The sequence below is a fragment of the Blastococcus sp. MG754426 genome (assembly GCF_021699055.1).
Taxonomy (GTDB): domain Bacteria; phylum Actinomycetota; class Actinomycetes; order Mycobacteriales; family Geodermatophilaceae; genus Blastococcus.
On sequence record NZ_SSXC01000001.1, the window covers coordinates 156,773 to 172,629 of the forward strand.

Sequence of the window (15,857 nt, forward strand, 5' to 3'; positions counted from 1 at the left end):
ATTCCGCCCTGTGGCCGGCTTCACCGCGGCCCCGTCCGGAGGCTCGCCCCGGGCCTGCGGAGAACGAAGGAACGGGGTCCCGTCAGTCGGGCCAGACGGGGCGCCGCTTCTCCAGGAAGGCGGACATCCCCTCGACCGCGCCGGGGAGCCGGCTCGCCGCCGCCATGACCTCGATCGCGGTGGTGTAGGCGTCCCGCTCGGGCCGGTCCAGCTGGGCGTACATCGTCTGCTTGCCCCAGGCCTTGCTGGCCCGCGAGCCCCGGGTGGCCCGCGCGACGAGGTCGTCGACGGCGGCGTCGAGCTCGGCGTCGGGCACCACCCGGTTGACCAACCCCCAGTCCAGCGCCGTCGCCGCGTCGATGACGTCACCGGTCAGCGCCAGCTCCATCGCCCGCTTGCGGCCGACGTTGCGGGCGATCGCCACCATCGGCGTGTGGCAGAACCAGCCGCCCTTGCCGCCGGGCGCGGCGAACCCCGCGGACTCCGCCGCCACCGCCAGGTCGCAGGACGCCACCAGCTGGCAGCCGGCGGCGGTGGCGAGGGCGTGCACACGCGCCACGACGACCTGCGGCACGTCCTGCACGGTCTGCATCAGCTCGGTGCACAGCTGCAGCAGGCTGCGCACCTCGGGCAGCGAGGAGCCGGCGACGTCGGCGAAGTCGTGGCCGGCGCTGAACACCGGCCCCTCCGCACCCAGCACGATCGCCGCGGCGTCGCTCTCCCCCGCCTCGGTGACGGCGGCGAGCAGCTGCCCCAGGTGCTCGCGGGAGAGCGCGTTGCGCTTCGCCGCGCGCGTCATCGTGATGCGGACGACGTCACCGTCGCGCTCGACCCGGGGTGCACCGTCAGCCATGCCCCGACCCCACCACGCCCGGCCGCGGTCGGCAATGACGATCAGCGGCGGGAGCGGGAAGCTGGGTGGGTGCCCGGTGCGCGCAGCCGGCGCACGCTCCGGGGGGCGACCGGCTGCCCGAGCCGGATCGGCTGGACCACTCCCTGACCACCCGCTGGGGCCTGCACCGGCCCGGACGGCCGGGCTGGGCGATGTGCCCGGCCCGCCCGACCGCGTGCGCTTCTCCCCCGGCGTCGACGTCCGGTTCGGCCCGGCGGTCAGACCGGGGCGGGAACCCGGTCCTGGAGGCCGTTGGCCTCGCGGACGACGTCGACCACCTGGCCCATGATGTCGTTCAGCCCGAAGTCCTTGGGCGTGAACACCCGGGCGACCCCCTGCTCGCGCAGCCGGCGGGCGTCGCTGTCGGGGATGATCCCGCCGACGACCACGGGGACGTCGTCCAGACCGGCCTCCCTGAGCCCCTGCAGGACCGCCGGCACCACCTGCAGGTGGGAACCGGAGAGCACCGACAGGCCGACCACGTGCACGTCCTCCTCGACGGCGGCGCTCACGATCTGCGAGGGCGTCAGCCGGATGCCCTGGTAGATGACCTCGAAGCCGGCGTCACGGGCCCGCACCGCGATCTGCTCGGCGCCGTTGGAGTGGCCGTCGAGCCCGGGCTTGCCGACCAGGAACCGCAGCCGGCCGCCGAGCTCCTCGCCGGTGGCGCTGACCCGCTCGCGGACCGCGGTGAGGGTCTCGTCGGCCTCCCCGCCACCGGCGGCGGCGGCGACGCCGGTGGGCGCCCGGTACTCGCCGAACACCTCCCGCAGCACGCCGGCCCACTCCCCCGTCGTCACCCCCGCGCGAGCGCAGTCGAGCGTGGCGGGCATCAGGTTCACATCGCCGGCCGCCGCCTCGCGGAGCGCGTCGAGGGCCTTGCCGGCCGCCTCCTGGTCCCGGCCCGCACGCCACCTCCGGACGGCCTCCTGGGCGGCGGCCTCGACGGCCGGGTCGACGACCATGATCGCGGTGTCGAGATCCGCGGTGAGCGGGTTGGGCTCGGTGGTGTCGAACCTGTTGACCCCGACGACGACGTCCTCGCCGCTCTCCATCCGGCGCCGGCGCTCGGCCAGCGAGGCGACCAGCTCGCCCTTCATGTAGCCCGACTCGACCGCGGCCACCGCGCCGCCCATCTCCTGCACCCGGGCGATCTCGGCCCGGGCGCCCTCGACGAGCTCGGCGACCTTCTTCTCCACCACGACCGAGCCGGTGAACAGGTCGTCGTACTCGAGCAGGTCGGTCTCGTAGGCGAGCACCTGCTGGAGGCGCAGCGACCACTGCTGGTCCCAGGGCCGCGGCAGGCCCAGGGCCTCGTTCCACGCCGGCAGCTGCACGGCGCGGGCGCGGGCGTCCTTGGACAGGGTGACCGCCAGCATCTCCAGCACGATGCGCTGGACGTTGTTCTCCGGCTGCGCCTCGGTGAGGCCGAGGGAGTTGACCTGCACGCCGTAGCGGAAGCGGCGGTGCTTGGGGTCCTCGACGCCGTAGCGCTCCTTCGTCAGCTCGTCCCAGAGCTGGGTGAAGGCCCGCATCTTGCACATCTCCTCGACGAACCGGACCCCGGCGTTGACGAAGAAGGAGATGCGCGCGACCACCTCGCCGAAGCGCTCCTGCGGCACCTGCCCGGAATCGCGGACCGAGTCCAGGACCGCGATCGCGGTGCTCATCGCGTAGGCGATCTCCTGCACCGGTGTGGCACCGGCCTCCTGCAGGTGGTAGCTGCAGATGTTGATCGGGTTCCACTTCGGCATCGCCGTCACCGTGTAGGCGACCATGTCGGTGATCAGCCGCATCGAGGGCGCCGGCGGGAAGACGTACGTCCCCCGCGACAGGTACTCCTTGATGATGTCGTTCTGCGTCGTCCCGGCGAGCTTGCTGACGTCGTGGCCGTGCTCCTCGGCGACCGCCTGGTAGAGCGCCAGCAGCCACATCGCCGTGGCGTTGATGGTCATGGACGTGTTCATCTCGTCCAGCGGGATGCCGTCGAAGAGCGCGCGCATGTCACCGATGTGGGACACCGGCACGCCGACCTTCCCGACCTCCCCGCGGGCGAGCTCGTCGTCGGGGTCGTAGCCGGTCTGCGTGGGCAGGTCGAAGGCGACCGAGAGACCGGTCTGCCCCTTCGCCAGGTTGCGGCGGTAGAGGGCGTTGGACTCGGCCGGCGAGGAGTGGCCGGCGTAGGTGCGCATGACCCAGGGGCGGTCACGCTCCTCCGGCTTCTGCGGGAACGGCATACCGGCGGAGTGTAGGGCGGTTACCCGCCGGTAGCAGCCCCGCCCGGCGATGTGTGCGGTGGCACACTCGCTGACGGGTGCACCCGGGAGGAGGAGGGCCGTGGCGGTCGCGGACAGCCTGCTGCACGCCGGGGGGCCGGTCATCGCCCTGACGGCGTTCGCGCTGCTGGCGCTGTTCACCCGGTGGGCCTTCGGCAGCGACCTCGCCCGCGACCGCCGGCACCGCGAGCCGGCCGACGACGGGCTGCTCACCCACATCGCCACGCTGAGCCAGCGCGAATCGGCACTGGCGCTGCGGGCGGTGCTCTCCGACGCGGGCATCCGCTCCACCGTGCGGTTCCCCGCGGCCCACCGCGCCGAGGTCCTGGTGTTCCCGGAGGACGCCGACCGCGCGCGGCAGCTGGCCGCCTCGTTCGGCGGCGGTTCCTAGCCCGGGCGCTCGGTGCGCCGCACCACCGCGCCCAGACCCGCCAGCTGGTCGACGAAGTCGGGGTAGCCGCGGTCGACGTGGTGCACGTCCTGCACCTCGGTGACGCCGTCGGAGCACAGGCCCGCCAGCACCAGCCCGGCACCGGCGCGGATGTCGGTCGCGAGCACCGGGGCGCTGGAGAAGCGCTCGCGGCCCCGGACGACGGCGTGGTGGCCGTCGATGCGGACGTCGGCGCCCAGCCGCACCAGCTCGTTGACGAACATGAACCGGCCCTCGAACACGTTCTCGGTGATCAGGGCGGTCCCGGTGGAGACGGCGGCCAGCGCCACCGCCATCGGCTGCAGGTCGGTGGGGAACCCGGGGAAGGGCAGGGTGACGACGTCGACGCAGCGCGGGCGGCCCTCCATGGCCACGCGGATGCCGCCGGGCAGCGCCTCGACGACGGCCCCGGCGTCGGTGAGCTTGTCCAGGGCGACGGTCAGGTGCTCGGCCACACCCCGCTCGATGACGACGTCGCCGCGTGTCATCACCGCCCCGATCGCCCAGGTGCCGGCCACGATGCGGTCGGGGACGGTCGTGTACTCGACCGGCTGCAGGGAGTCGACGCCCTCGACGGTGATCGTGGAGGTGCCGGCGCCGTCGATGCGCGCCCCCATCTCGCCGAGCATCCGGCACAGGTCGACGATCTCGGGCTCGCGCGCGGCGTTGTCGACCACGGTGGTCCCCGCGGCCAGCACCGCGGCCATCACCAGGTTCTCCGTGGCGCCGACGGAGGGGAAGTCCAGCCAGATCGAGGTGCCGGTGAGCTGGGGGGCGGTCGCCACGAGGAAGCCGTGCTCGCTGACGATGGTGGCGCCGAGGCGTTCCAGGCCGGAGATGTGCATGTCCAGCCCGCGGGAGCCGATGGCGTCCCCACCGGGCAGCGCCACCCGCGCGCTGCCGCAGCGGGCGACGAGCGGGCCCAGGACGCTGATCGAGGCGCGCATCCGGCGGACCAGGTCGTAGTCGGTCTCGGTCGAGGGCGCGTCCGGGACGTCGATGGTCAGCCGGCCGCCGCCGCCGCTGCCGGGCGTGCGCTCGTAGGAGACGGCGCAGCCCAGCCGGCGGAGCACCTCGCTCATGATCGCCACGTCGAGGATGTCGGGGACCTCGTCGATGGTCGAGCGCCCGGGCGCGAGCAGCGCCGCCGCCATGAGCTTGAGGGCGCTGTTCTTGGCACCGGTGACCCGCACCCGGCCCGCGAGCCTCGCTCCCCCGGTCACCTCGAAGCACTGCACCGGACCACCCTACGGGGACCCCGCGGCGACGCCCCACCACGTGCTGGAACGGCCCTGCTGCAGAGGCCCGCCGCGAGCGTGCGAGCGGTGCACGTGTGGAACGACCCTCCTGCAGGGACCCGCGCCGAGCGCCAGCGAGGTGTGGGGGGCAGGAGGGTCCTTCTCCTAGGCTCGCTGCATGACCGTCCGGCTGACGCGCATCTACACGAAGACCGGCGACGCCGGCCAGACCCACCTGGGCGACATGAGCCGGGTGGCCAAGACCGACCCCCGACTGGTCGCCTACGCCGACGTGGACGAGGCCAACAGCGCGATCGGCGTCGCGATCGCCCTCGGCTCCCCGGAGCCGGCCCTCGCCGACCTGCTGCGCAGCATCCAGAACGACCTGTTCGACGTCGGGGCCGACCTCTGCACGCCGATCGTCGCGCAGCCGCAGTACCCGCCGCTGCGGGTGACGGCGGCCTACACCGAGCGGCTCGAGGCGGCGTGCGACACCTACAACGAGACGCTGCCGAAGCTGGACAGCTTCATCCTGCCCGGGGGCACGCCGCTGGCGGCGCTGCTGCACCAGGTGCGGGTGGTCGTCCGCCGGGCCGAGCGCAGCGTCTGGGCGCTGCTGGAGAGCGACGCCGAGCGGACCAACCCCGAGACGGCGCGCTACCTCAACCGGCTGTCGGACCTGGTGTTCATCCTCGGCCGGGTGGCCAACCCCGACGGCGACATCCTCTGGGAGCCCGGTGCGCACAGCGGCGTGCACGCCCAGCGCGCCGCCGCGGCGCCGCAGGAGTAGGGGCCGGTCAGCTGCCCGGCGGGGCCGACTCCAGCCAGGACTGGAAGCCGGTCACCGTCGAACGGTCCATCGCCAGCTCCCGCTGCCCCTGGACGGTGGTGCACCGCAGCACGAGGACGTCGGCCGGCAGGGCCAGGTCGTCGCGGTGCGCCGGTCGCTGGGCGAGCACCCGGAAGCCGGCCCGGGTGAGCCGTTGCTGCGGCCGGACCGACAGCGAGAGCGCCCGGTACCAGAGCAGCGCGTCGTCGCCGTACCAGGCGACACCCACCGACCACCGGGACGCACCTTCGGGGCGCAGCCACATCGTCACCGCACCGAGCCCCGAGAGCAGGAAGCGGCGGCGCAGCAGGAAGACCACGACGACGAGCAGCAGCAGGACGCCGGTCAGCACCCACAGGGCGGTGGTCATCCCGCGCGCTCGCCGTCGAGCTCAGTCGCTCGCGCCGGCCGCCCTCAGCCGCGACTGGGCGCGGCGCGCGGCGGCGACCGCGTCGGGGTCGTCGCCCTCGCTCTCGGCACGGCGCAGCGCCTCACGCGCGCGCTCCACGTCGATCTCGCTGGAGATCTCCGCGGTCTCGGCGAGGATCGAGACCCCCTTCTCGGTGACGGAGAGGAAGCCGCCGTGGGCGGCGATGACCATGTCCTCGCCGGTCTCGGTGCGGATCGTCACGACGCCACCCTCGGCCAGTTGCCCCAGCAGCGGCGCGTGACCGGGGAGGACACCGAGCTCGCCCTCCGTGGTGCGGGCGATGACGCTGGTCGCCTCGCCGGACCAGATCTTGCGCTCGACGGCCACCAACTCGACCTGCAGGGTCGCCACGACACTCCTCGGTTGGAACGGACGGGTCACGCTCACTGTAGCGACGTGTGGCTGCCGGCCTGCCTGCAGGGACCCGCTCGCGGCTGGGGGCACCTCCCGCTCGCGGGGGACGGCGAGGTGCGGGGGCAGGAGGAACGGTCTTCAGGCGGCGCGGCGGTAGAGCAGCGTCCAGCGCCCGACGCGCACCCACGGGCGCCGGACGCACGTCGCGGACGCCCAGCGCTCGGTGTCGAAGTCCGCGGTGCGGACCTCCACGGGCGCGTACGGCGGCCAGGTCCAGTCGAGCGCCTCCCGGCCCCCGCGCGGCACCACTGCGCTGTCCCGCTCCACGTCGCCCCCCGTGCCAGCACCCGTCGGCCGGGTGCGCCTGACGGGATCGTCGGCGGGCCGGCGTGCGCACCGCAGGCCCGGCGGGCGGATTTCACCCCGACGGAGGATGCGCCCAGCCGCCGGGGACGCCGGAGGCCGGGCCCCTCCTGGGAGGGACCCGGCCTCGGGGGTGTCCGACGACGGATCAGCGCTTGAGCTTCGCGGCGTTCTTCTCGAGGTCCTCGAGACCGCCGCACATGAAGAAGGCCTGCTCCGGGACGTTGTCGTACTCGCCCTCGGTGATGGCCTTGAACGCCTGCAGCGTCTCCGACAGCGGGACGAAGGAACCCGGCTGACCGGTGAAGGCCTCGGCCACGAACATGTTCTGCGACAGGAAGCGCTCGACGCGGCGGGCCCGGTTGACGGTGACCTTGTCCTCTTCGGACAGCTCGTCGATGCCGAGGATCGCGATGATGTCCTGCAGCTCCTGGTAGCGCTGCAGCACCTGCTTCACCCGCTGGGCGATGTCGTAGTGCTCGTTGCCGACGTACTGCGGGTCGAGGATCCGGCTGGTGGAGTCCAGCGGGTCCACGGCCGGGTAGATGCCCTTCTCCGAGATCGGCCGGGAGAGCACGGTCGTCGCGTCGAGGTGGGCGAACGTGGTGTGCGGCGCCGGGTCGGTGATGTCGTCGGCGGGCACGTAGATCGCCTGCAGCGAGGTGATCGAGCGACCACGGGTCGAGGTGATCCGCTCCTGCAGCTCCCCCATCTCGTCGGCCAGCGTCGGCTGGTAACCGACCGCGGAGGGCATGCGGCCCAGCAGCGTGGAGACCTCGGACCCGGCCTGGGTGAACCGGAAGATGTTGTCGATGAAGAGCAGCACGTCCTGGTTCTGCTCGTCGCGGAAGTACTCGGCCATCGTGAGGGCCGACAGCGCGACGCGCAGCCGGGTGCCCGGCGGCTCGTCCATCTGCCCGAAGACGAGCGCGGTGGCCTCGATGACGCCGGACTCGGTCATCTCGGTGATGAGGTCGTTGCCCTCGCGGGTGCGCTCGCCGACGCCGGCGAACACCGACACGCCACCGAACTCCTGGGCGACCCGGCGGATCATCTCCTGGATGAGGACGGTCTTGCCCACGCCGGCACCACCGAAGAGGCCGATCTTCCCACCGGCCACGTACGGGGTGAGCAGGTCGATGACCTTGATGCCGGTCTCGAGCATCTCGGTGCGGCCCTCGAGCTGGTCGAACCGCGGGGCGTGCCGGTGGATCTCCCAGCGCGGGGCGTCGGCGGCGTAGCCCGGCTGGTCGAGGCACTCGCCCAGCGCGTTCCAGACGTGGCCCTTGGTCACGTCACCGACCGGCACGCTGATCGCCGAGCCCGTGTCGGTCACCTCGGCGCCCCGGACGAGGCCGTCGGTCGGCTGCATGGAGATGGTGCGGACGACGTTCTCGCCGAGGTGCTGGGCCACCTCGAGGGTCATGGTCTTGCTGAGGTCGGCCAGCGTGACATCGACCTTCAGGGCGTTGAACAGGTCGGGCATCGCGTCGCGCGGGAACTCGACGTCGACGACCGGCCCGGTGACCCGCACGACGCGGCCGCTGCCGGTGGTCTGCGAGGTGGTCGGACGGTCCTCGGTGACGGTCATCTGTACTGCTCTCCTGCCCTGGGGCTCGGTGGTCTGCTGTTCGGTGGGTCAGTCGTTCGAGCCGGCCGAGACCAGCGCGTCGGCGCCACCGACGATCTCGCTGATCTCCTGCGTGATCTCCGCCTGGCGGGCCTGGTTGGCCTGCCGCGAGAGGTTCTTCGCCAGCTCCTCGGCGTTGTCGGAGGCCGACTTCATCGCCCGGCGGCGCGAGGCCGACTCGGAGGCGGCCGCCTCGAGCATCGCCGCGTAGATGCGCGTGGTGATGTACTTCGGGAGCAACGCGTCGAGCAGCCCCTCGGCCGAGGGCTCGAACTCGTACGACGGCGCGATCTCGGTGGCGCCGGCGCCCCGCTCCCGCTCCTCCCGCTCGTAGTCGAACTCCTCGACCTCCTCGACCTCCAGCGGAGCCATCCGCTTGGCGACCGGGACCTGCGAGAGCAGCGACCGGAACTCGGTGTAGACGATGTGCAGCTCGTCCACGCCGGCGATGCCGTCGGCACCCGCACCGCCGTCCTCGTCGTCGAGGCCGGCGGTGAAGGCGGCGATCAGCTGCTCACCCACGCGCTGGGCGTCGGCGTAGCCGGGCTGCTCGGAGAAGCCCGTGAAGGTCTCGGCCATCTCGCGGTCGCGGAAGGAGTAGTAGGTCTCCCCCTTCCGGCCGACCACGTAGAGCAGCGGCTCCTTGCCCTCCTGCCGGAGCAAGGAGAGCAGCTCCTCGGTCCGCCGCAGCACGTTGACGTTGTACGAGCCGGCGAACCCCCGGTCGGAGGTGATCACCAGGACGGCGGCCCGGCGGGGGTTCTCCGGCTCGGTCAGCAGCGGGTGGTCCAGCGACGCCGAGGACGCCAGCGCCGACAGCACACGGGTGATCTCCCGGGCGTAGGGCTTGGAGGCCTCCACCCGGGCCTGGGCGCGCACGATGCGGGCGCCGGCGATCAGCTCCTGCGCCGAGAAGATCTTCTTCGTCGACTGGGTGGAGCGGATGCGGCGCCGCAGCGCGCGGAGAGAGGCTGCCATCGCGTCAGGCCTTCTTCTTGACCTGGACGCGCTCCTGACCCCGCTCCGAGGCGTCCATGGCCTCGACCTCGGGCTCGTTCACCTTGAGCGACTCGCCCTCGCCGGTGGTGAACTGGCCGTAGAAGGCGTCGACCGCCTGCTCCAGGTTCCGCACCGTGTCGTCCTCGAGCTTCTTCGACGTCCGGATGGTGTCGAAGATGCCGTCGTTGCTGCGGGACACGTAGTCCAGGAACTCCGACTCGAAGCGGCGCACGTCGCTCACCGGGACGACGTCGAGCTTGCCGGTGGTGCCCAGCCAGAGCGAGACGACCTCGCGCTCCACCGAGTACGGCGAGTACTGGCCCTGCTTGAGCAGCTCGACCAGGCGCTGGCCGCGCTCCAGGGTCGCGCGGCTGGAGGCGTCGAGGTCCGAGGAGAACGAGGCGAAGGCCTCGAGCTCGCGGTACTGGGCCAGGTCCAGCCGAAGACGGCCGGCGACCGCCTTCATGGCCTTGATCTGCGCCGACCCACCCACGCGGGACACCGAGATGCCGACGTTGATCGCGGGGCGGACACCGGAGTTGAACAGACCCGTCTCGAGGAAGATCTGCCCGTCGGTGATCGAGATGACGTTCGTCGGGATGTAGGCCGACACGTCGTTGCCCTTGGTCTCGATGAGCGGCAGGCCGGTCATCGACCCCGCGCCGAGCTCGTCGGAGAGCTTGGCGCAGCGCTCCAGCAGGCGGGAGTGGAGGTAGAAGACGTCACCCGGGTAGGCCTCGCGGCCCGGCGGGCGGCGCAGCAGCAGCGAGACCGCGCGGTAGGCCTCGGCCTGCTTGGACAGGTCGTCGAAGACGATGAGGACGTGCTTGCCCTCGTACATCCAGTGCTGGCCGATGGCCGAGCCGGTGTAGGGGGCGATGTACTTGAAGCCGGCGGCCTCGGACGCGGGGGCCGCGACGATGGTGGTGTACTCCATCGCGCCGGCGTCCTCGAGGGCGGACCGGATCGAGGCGATCGTCGAGCCCTTCTGGCCCACCGCGACGTAGATGCAGCGCACCTGCTGCGACGGGTCGCCGGTGGCCCAGGCCTGCTTCTGGTTGATGATCGTGTCGATCGCGATCGCCGTCTTGCCGGTCTGGCGGTCACCGATGATCAGCTGGCGCTGGCCGCGCCCGATCGGCGTCATGGCGTCGATGGCCTTGATGCCGGTCTGCATCGGCTCGTGCACCGACTGGCGCTGGACCACGGTGGGGGCCTGCAGCTCCAGGGCGCGCCGGCCGGTGGTGGCGATCGGGCCCGCACCGTCGATCGCGTTGCCCAGCGGGTCGACCACGCGGCCGAGGTAGCCGTCGCCGACGGGGACCGAGAGCACCTCGCCGGTCCGCCGGACCTGCTGGCCCTCCTCGATGCCGGAGAAGTCACCCAGGATGACCACACCGACCTCGCGGACGTCCAGGTTCAGCGCGAGACCGCGGACGCCGCTCTCGAACTCGAGCAGCTCGTTGGTCATGACCGAGGGCAGGCCCTCGACCCGGGCGATGCCGTCGCCGGACTCGGTGACGATCCCGACCTCTTCGCGGGAGACGTCAGGCGAGTACTCGGTGACGTAGTTCTGGATGGCACTGCGGATCTCTTCTGCGGAGATCGTCAGCTCGGCCATGGCTCTGGTCCTCTTCCCTGCGGGGTCGTGATCTGTGGTGGTGGGCGGTCAGCCGGCGAGCTGCCGGCGGGCGGCTTCCAGCCGGTGGGCGATGCTGCCGTCGATGACCTCGTCGCCCACCTGGACGAGGAGGCCCCCGAGGACCGTCGGGTCGACGGTCACCTGCAACCCGATGGTGCGCCCGTAGATGCGGCCGAGCACCTCGGTCAGCCGCCGCTCCTGCGCCGGGGTGAGGGCCACCGCCGTCGTCACCCGTGCCACGGACTGGCCGCGGCGCCGGCTGGCGATGTCGGAGAGCCGCTCGACCGCGACCCCGGCGGTGCCGGCGTGCGAGGTCGTGAGCACGTTCCGCAGCAGGAGCTCGGTCACCGGGCTGACCCGGCCGGAGAGCAGCTGGTCGAGCAGGGCCGCCTTGCCCGCCGCCGGGGCCTTGCGGTCGCTGAGGATCCGGGACAGCTCCCGGTCACCCTCGACGATCCGGCCGAAGCGGAAGAGCTCGTCCTCCACGCCGTCCAGCTCGCCGCGGGCACCGGCCGCGTCGAACGCCGCCTCGGTGGCCAGGGACGTCGCGCCCTCGATGAGGTCCGACGGCCGCGACCAGCGCTGCCGGACGCTGAACTCGACGACGTCGAGGGCGACCGGGGAGAGCCGGCTGCTGAAGAGCCGCTGCACCAGCGCCGCCCGCTCCTCGGGCTTGCCCGAGGGGTCGGTGAGCGCCCGGCGCAGCGACGGCTGCGCGTCCAGCAGCCGCGCCACCGAGAACAGCTCCTCGGCCAGCGCGAGCTGCTCCTCGGCGCCGGTGGCGCGGGCCTGGCCGGTGAGCCGGTCCTTGGCCTTCCCGAGGAACCCCGAGGGATCCCGGGTCAGCTCGTCCAGCCGGTCCCGGGCGGCGAGGAGCGCCGCACGGCTCGAGGCGTCCATCAGCGGGTGCCCCCGGCGACGGTGCTGCCGCTGCGGCCGTCGGGGCTGCCGGCGACCATCCCGTCGAGCTGATCGAGGAAGCGGTCCACCGTGCCCTGCCGGCGCGCCTCGTCGGCGAGGGACTCGCCGACGACCCGGCCGGCGAGCTCGACGGCGAGGCCGCCGACCTGGCCGCGGAGCTCGTTGACCACCTGCTGGCGGGCAGCAGCGATCTGCTCCTCGCCGCGGGCGACGATCCGCGCCGACTCCTCCTGCGCCTGCGCCCGCAGCTCCTCGAGGATCTGCTGGCCCTCGGCGCGGGCCTGGTCGCGGATCTGCGCGGCCTCGTTGCGGGCCTCGGCCAGCTGCGCGCGGTACTGCTCCAGCGCGGCCTTGGCCTCGGCCTGCATGGCCTCGGCGCGCTCGATGCCGCCCTCGATCGCCGCGCGACGCGCCTGGTAGGCCTTCTCGAAGCCGGGCGCGACGAACTTCCACATCACGAAGAGGAGGACCGCGAATGCGATCGTCCCGATGATGATCTCGCCGACCACCGGGATGAGCGGGTTCGGGCTCTCCGCTGCCAGGATGCTCATGCTCTCAACGTCCCTGTCTGGAATGGGTGACCGTACGCGGGCGGCGTACGGATCAGGTGCCGTAGACGAGGGGGGCGACGAAGCCGATGAGCGCCAGCGCCTCGGCGAGCGCGAAGCCCAGGAAGGCGTAGGTACGGGTGAGGCCGGCCGACTCGGGCTGGCGGGCGGTCGCCTGGATGTAGGCGGCCCAGACCAGACCCACGCCGATGCCCGGGCCGATCGTGGCGATGCCGTAGCCGATGGACCCGACGCTGCCGGTGACCTGTGCCAGAAGATCCATTGCGGGTGTTTCCTCCTGTGTCGTCGCCCAGCGGGTGCCGGGCGGCTTGCGGGGTGGTGCGGGAAGCGGTGGTGCGCTTGCGGAGGGCCGGCGTACCGGCCACCACGAAGCTGATCAGTGCGCGGCCTCGACGGAACCGTTGAGGTAGGTGCCCATCAGCATCGTGAAGACGTAGGCCTGCAGGAAGATGATCAGCAGCTCGAAGAACGTCATCACGATGGCCATGAGCGCCGACAGCGGGAAGAAGACCGCGGAGAAGTTGCCGACCTGGAACAGGTAGACCGCACCCAGCGCGAACGTCACCAGGAGCATGTGGCCGGCGAACAGGTTGGCGAAGAGTCGGATCGCCAGGGTGAAGGGCCGCACGATGAAGTTCTGCAGCAGCTCCAGCGGCGTCACCAGGATGTAGGCCGCTTTCGGCACGCCCGGCAGGAACATGATGTCGCGGAAGTAGGGCCACAGGCCCTGGTTCTTGATCCCCACGCCGATGTAGACGAACCAGCAGATCGCCGCCAGGACCAGCGGGAAGGAGAACCGCGCCATCGGCGAGATCTGGATGCCGGGGATGATCGCCAGCGCGTTGTTGGCGAGGATGAAGAAGAACAGCGACGCCAGGAACGGCGCGAAGGGCAGACCTCTGGGGCCGACCACGTCGCGGGCGATGCCGTCGCGCACCAGGGAGTAGCCCGACTCGCCGACGAACTGCAGGCGGCCCGGGACGATCTCCGCCTTCCGCGCGGCCATCACCAGGAAGACCAGGATCGCCGCGGTCGCGAGCCACAGCGCCAGGATGATCCGGTCGATGTCGAACTGGATGCCGAGGACCGAGAAGCCGAACAGCGTCTCGGGGAAGAACTCCCCGACGCCAGGGGCCACGAAGCCGCCGCCGGGGTCGCTCTCCACAGCGAGCACGCCGTCGAGCGCGAGGGCGCTGGAGGTCACCGTTGTCCCTTCTGCGTCCTGGGCCGGCTCCGTCGCCGGCCCGCGGTGGCGCTGTTCGCCGTCCCCCCGGTGGTCGGGGGGACGGTGCCGTACTTGACGACCACCACGTAGATGGCCACTGCTGCACCGAGGATGATCCCGACCGGGAAGAACACGCGCGTGTCCAGCCACTGGTCGAGCAGCCACCCGGCCCCGCCCCACACGGCCATCCCGGACAGCAAGGTCCCGGTGACCCCCCAGGCCATGTCGGCCCCGCTGGGCTGACGAGCGTGAGGTGCAGGGCGCGGCCGGGCACCCCCGGTCCTGGAGGTGTCCTCGGCCATCGACGTGGACACTATCAGCCGCGTCCCGAGGGGTGTTCCTGGTCCGCCCGACCGGGGGACCCGGCCGCCGGCCGCGGCGGCGCGGGGGGCGGGACGTAGTAGAGCTGCCGGGTCCAGACCCAGCGCATCTGGAAGGCGCTCCAGGCCAGCGCGCCCACCACGACGGTCCACGCGAGCGCACGCCGGTCGACCCACCCGTCCTCGGGCAGCGCGTTGAGCACGCCGAACAGCACCATCGCCTTGAGCCCGAAGACCAGCAGCGCCACGGGGAGGGTGAGGGTGTCCCCGATGCGGCCGGCCCAGGCCACCGCGGCCGAGGACGCCGCGAAGAACGCCATCACGAGCACCGCCCCCAGCAGCACCCCCCAGACGGCGTCCCACCCGGCCAGGGCTCCCGCGACGGGCGCGGCGACGGCGGCCAGGCCGGCGGTGACGAGGACGCCCGGCCGGAGGAAGGAGATGTCCCACGGGACGTCGGCGGGGTCGGGCTGGCTCATCGGGCTCCCTGGCCGGCCCGGACCGCCGCCTGCGCGGCCGGCCCGGTGGTCTGGTCGGTGGATCGGTCCGCGGCGGCGCGGGCGCCGCGGGCGGTGGGGTGGTCGGCGCGGCTGCGCTCCCGCTGCGCCGCCAGTTCCGCGGCGCGCGCCTCCCGGGCGGCTCTGCGGGCCCGCGGGCTGAGCACCACGACGACGCCCACGACCAGCAGGACCGCGACGGCGACGACGAGCTCGACCCGCCCTCCGGTGATCGACATCCCGACCGCCCCGAAGGAGAGCAGGGCTGCCCAGAAGTACATCACCAGCACCGCCCGCTTGTGCGAGTGGCCGATGGACAGCAGCCGGTGGTGCAGGTGCATCTTGTCCGGCGAGAACGGCGACCGGCCCTTGCGCGTGCGCCGGACGACGGCCAGCACCAGGTCGGTGAAGGGGATGAAGAGGATCGCGATCGGCACGAGCAGCGGCAGGGTCAGCGGCAGCAGGCTGGCCGCCGAGTCGAACGTCTGCGCGTCCACCCCGCCGGTGGCGGTCACCGCGGCGGCCGAGAGCATGAGCCCGACGAGCATCGAGCCCGAGTCGCCCATGAAGATCCGCGCCGGGCTGAAGTTGTGCGGGAGGAAGCCCAGGCACGCCCCGGCGAGCACCGCGGTGATCAGCGCCGGGGCGCTCGCGGTCGCCACGTAGCCGGTCAGCCCCAGGTGGAAGCTGTAGGCGAAGAACGCCAGCGCGGCGATCGCCGAGACGCCCGCGGCCAGCCCGTCCAGGCCGTCGATGAAGTTCAGCGCGTTGACGGCGAACACGGTCAGCAGGATGGTCAGGGGAACCCCGACGTCCGGTCCCAGCGACACCGTCCCGATGTCGGCCACGGGCAGGAACAGGAACGCCAGCTGGACGCCGAGCAGGACCATGACGCCGGCCGCGGCGATCTGCCCGGTGAGCTTCGTCAGCGCGTCCAGGCCCCACTTGTCGTCGAGCACGCCCAGCAGGCAGATCAGCCCGCCGGCGACGAGGACCGCGTAGACCTGGGTGTCGTCGAACGTGCGCTGGAGGGCGGGCAGCCGGGAGGCCACCAGCACCGCGGCCACCACGCCGAGGTACATGGCCACCCCCCCGCCCCGCGGGGTCGGGATGACGTGCACGTCCCGCTCGCGCGGAGCGGCCATCATCCGCAGCCGGATCGCCACCATCCGCACCACGGGCGTGGCCAGGAAGGTGACCAGCGCCGCGGTGAGCAGGACGACGACGTACTCGCGCACGGGC

General features: G+C 72.4%; 18 protein-coding genes. 2 read left to right on the forward strand and 16 right to left on the reverse strand.

The features are described 5' to 3' along the window. Positions 1-82: 82 nt before the first annotated feature. On the reverse strand, positions 83-853 hold the full coding sequence (locus tag E9549_RS00755) for an enoyl-CoA hydratase-related protein (protein WP_236824662.1): 771 nt from the start codon (positions 851-853) through the stop codon (positions 83-85). Between the two features lie 257 nt (positions 854-1,110). Then, positions 1,111-3,129 carry a protein meaA gene (locus E9549_RS00760; RefSeq protein ID WP_236824663.1) on the reverse strand — a complete coding sequence of 673 codons (2,019 nt, stop codon included), beginning with the start codon at positions 3,127-3,129 and terminating at the stop codon, positions 1,111-1,113. 100 nt (positions 3,130-3,229) lie between these two features. Here E9549_RS00760 and E9549_RS00765 point away from each other — a divergent pair, with 100 nt between their 5' ends. Next, entirely contained in the window at positions 3,230-3,559 is a 330-nt protein-coding gene (locus E9549_RS00765) for a hypothetical protein (RefSeq protein ID WP_236824664.1), read from the forward strand. Here E9549_RS00765 and murA read toward each other — a convergent pair. After that, positions 3,556-4,836, reverse strand: a complete 1,281-nt coding sequence (gene murA / locus E9549_RS00770; RefSeq protein WP_236824665.1) for a UDP-N-acetylglucosamine 1-carboxyvinyltransferase — start codon at positions 4,834-4,836, stop codon at positions 3,556-3,558. The two genes, E9549_RS00765 and murA, sit on opposite strands and share 4 nt — an antisense overlap. Positions 4,837-5,014: 178 nt before the next feature. Here murA and E9549_RS00775 point away from each other — a divergent pair, with 178 nt between their 5' ends. Next, positions 5,015-5,626 carry a cob(I)yrinic acid a,c-diamide adenosyltransferase gene (locus E9549_RS00775; RefSeq protein WP_236824666.1) on the forward strand — a complete coding sequence of 204 codons (612 nt, stop codon included), beginning with the start codon at positions 5,015-5,017 and terminating at the stop codon, positions 5,624-5,626. 7 nt (positions 5,627-5,633) lie between these two features. Here E9549_RS00775 and E9549_RS00780 read toward each other — a convergent pair whose 3' ends face one another. The 13 genes from E9549_RS00780 to E9549_RS00840 all read right to left on the reverse strand — a co-directional run bounded on the left by E9549_RS00780 (position 5,634) and on the right by E9549_RS00840 (position 15,853). Then, positions 5,634-6,035: a DUF2550 domain-containing protein gene (locus E9549_RS00780; RefSeq protein ID WP_236824667.1), complete on the reverse strand. Its 402-nt coding sequence runs from the start codon at positions 6,033-6,035 to the stop codon at positions 5,634-5,636. 21 nt (positions 6,036-6,056) lie between these two features. Then, positions 6,057-6,446, reverse strand: a complete 390-nt coding sequence (locus tag E9549_RS00785) for a F0F1 ATP synthase subunit epsilon (RefSeq protein ID WP_236824668.1) — start codon at positions 6,444-6,446, stop codon at positions 6,057-6,059. A gap of 141 nt (positions 6,447-6,587) precedes the next feature. Continuing rightward, on the reverse strand, positions 6,588-6,776 hold the full coding sequence (locus tag E9549_RS00790) for a hypothetical protein (RefSeq protein WP_236824669.1): 189 nt from the start codon (positions 6,774-6,776) through the stop codon (positions 6,588-6,590). A gap of 184 nt (positions 6,777-6,960) precedes the next feature. After that, positions 6,961-8,403, reverse strand: a complete 1,443-nt coding sequence (gene atpD, locus E9549_RS00795) for a F0F1 ATP synthase subunit beta (RefSeq protein ID WP_236824670.1) — start codon at positions 8,401-8,403, stop codon at positions 6,961-6,963. Between the two features lie 48 nt (positions 8,404-8,451). Then, positions 8,452-9,420 carry a F0F1 ATP synthase subunit gamma gene (locus E9549_RS00800; protein ID WP_236824671.1) on the reverse strand — a complete coding sequence of 323 codons (969 nt, stop codon included), beginning with the start codon at positions 9,418-9,420 and terminating at the stop codon, positions 8,452-8,454. A gap of 4 nt (positions 9,421-9,424) precedes the next feature. After that, positions 9,425-11,062 carry a F0F1 ATP synthase subunit alpha gene (gene atpA / locus E9549_RS00805; protein ID WP_255714380.1) on the reverse strand — a complete coding sequence of 546 codons (1,638 nt, stop codon included), beginning with the start codon at positions 11,060-11,062 and terminating at the stop codon, positions 9,425-9,427. Positions 11,063-11,110: 48 nt separating this feature from the next. Then, a complete protein-coding gene (locus tag E9549_RS00810; protein ID WP_236824672.1) occupies positions 11,111-11,983 on the reverse strand; it encodes a F0F1 ATP synthase subunit delta in 873 nt (290 codons plus the stop codon). Beyond that, the gene (locus E9549_RS00815) at positions 11,983-12,555 is read right to left on the reverse strand and encodes a F0F1 ATP synthase subunit B (RefSeq protein WP_236824673.1); all 573 of its coding nucleotides are present in this window, start codon (positions 12,553-12,555) and stop codon (positions 11,983-11,985) included. The genes E9549_RS00810 and E9549_RS00815 overlap by 1 nt, the downstream gene beginning before the upstream one ends. Before the next feature lie 52 nt (positions 12,556-12,607). Then, complete coding sequence (gene atpE / locus E9549_RS00820; protein ID WP_236824674.1) at positions 12,608-12,835, reverse strand: ATP synthase F0 subunit C; 228 nt, start codon at positions 12,833-12,835, stop codon at positions 12,608-12,610. A 114-nt stretch (positions 12,836-12,949) separates the two neighbouring features. Continuing rightward, on the reverse strand, positions 12,950-13,777 hold the full coding sequence (atpB, locus tag E9549_RS00825) for a F0F1 ATP synthase subunit A (protein WP_236824675.1): 828 nt from the start codon (positions 13,775-13,777) through the stop codon (positions 12,950-12,952). Then, positions 13,774-14,022, reverse strand: coding sequence for a hypothetical protein (locus tag E9549_RS00830; RefSeq protein ID WP_236824676.1), 249 nt, complete (start codon positions 14,020-14,022; stop codon positions 13,774-13,776). The genes atpB and E9549_RS00830 overlap by 4 nt, the downstream gene beginning before the upstream one ends. A 92-nt stretch (positions 14,023-14,114) precedes the next feature. Next, positions 14,115-14,597: a hypothetical protein gene (locus E9549_RS00835; RefSeq protein ID WP_236824677.1), complete on the reverse strand. Its 483-nt coding sequence runs from the start codon at positions 14,595-14,597 to the stop codon at positions 14,115-14,117. Further along, positions 14,594-15,853: a glycosyltransferase family 4 protein gene (locus E9549_RS00840; RefSeq protein ID WP_236824678.1), complete on the reverse strand. Its 1,260-nt coding sequence runs from the start codon at positions 15,851-15,853 to the stop codon at positions 14,594-14,596. The genes E9549_RS00835 and E9549_RS00840 overlap by 4 nt, the downstream gene beginning before the upstream one ends. Between the last annotated feature and the right edge of the window lie 4 nt (positions 15,854-15,857).

Bases quoted from the DNA above. Each gene is read 5' to 3' on its own strand.
- E9549_RS00810 (WP_236824672.1), bottom strand. From the start codon at position 11,983: ATGGACGCCTCGAGCCGTGCGGCGCTCCTCGCCGCCCGGGACCGGCTG.
- E9549_RS00775 (WP_236824666.1), top strand. From the start codon at position 5,015: ATGACCGTCCGGCTGACGCGCATCTACACGAAGACCGGCGACGCCGGC.
- E9549_RS00780 (WP_236824667.1), bottom strand. From the start codon at position 6,035: ATGACCACCGCCCTGTGGGTGCTGACCGGCGTCCTGCTGCTGCTCGTC.
- E9549_RS00755 (WP_236824662.1), bottom strand. From the start codon at position 853: ATGGCTGACGGTGCACCCCGGGTCGAGCGCGACGGTGACGTCGTCCGC.
- atpE (WP_236824674.1), bottom strand. From the start codon at position 12,835: ATGGATCTTCTGGCACAGGTCACCGGCAGCGTCGGGTCCATCGGCTAC.
- atpA (WP_255714380.1), bottom strand. From the start codon at position 11,062: ATGGCCGAGCTGACGATCTCCGCAGAAGAGATCCGCAGTGCCATCCAG.
- atpD (WP_236824670.1), bottom strand. From the start codon at position 8,403: ATGACCGTCACCGAGGACCGTCCGACCACCTCGCAGACCACCGGCAGC.
- E9549_RS00800 (WP_236824671.1), bottom strand. From the start codon at position 9,420: ATGGCAGCCTCTCTCCGCGCGCTGCGGCGCCGCATCCGCTCCACCCAG.
- E9549_RS00815 (WP_236824673.1), bottom strand. From the start codon at position 12,555: ATGAGCATCCTGGCAGCGGAGAGCCCGAACCCGCTCATCCCGGTGGTC.
- E9549_RS00760 (WP_236824663.1), bottom strand. From the start codon at position 3,129: ATGCCGTTCCCGCAGAAGCCGGAGGAGCGTGACCGCCCCTGGGTCATG.
- E9549_RS00830 (WP_236824676.1), bottom strand. From the start codon at position 14,022: ATGGCCTGGGGGGTCACCGGGACCTTGCTGTCCGGGATGGCCGTGTGG.
- E9549_RS00835 (WP_236824677.1), bottom strand. From the start codon at position 14,597: ATGAGCCAGCCCGACCCCGCCGACGTCCCGTGGGACATCTCCTTCCTC.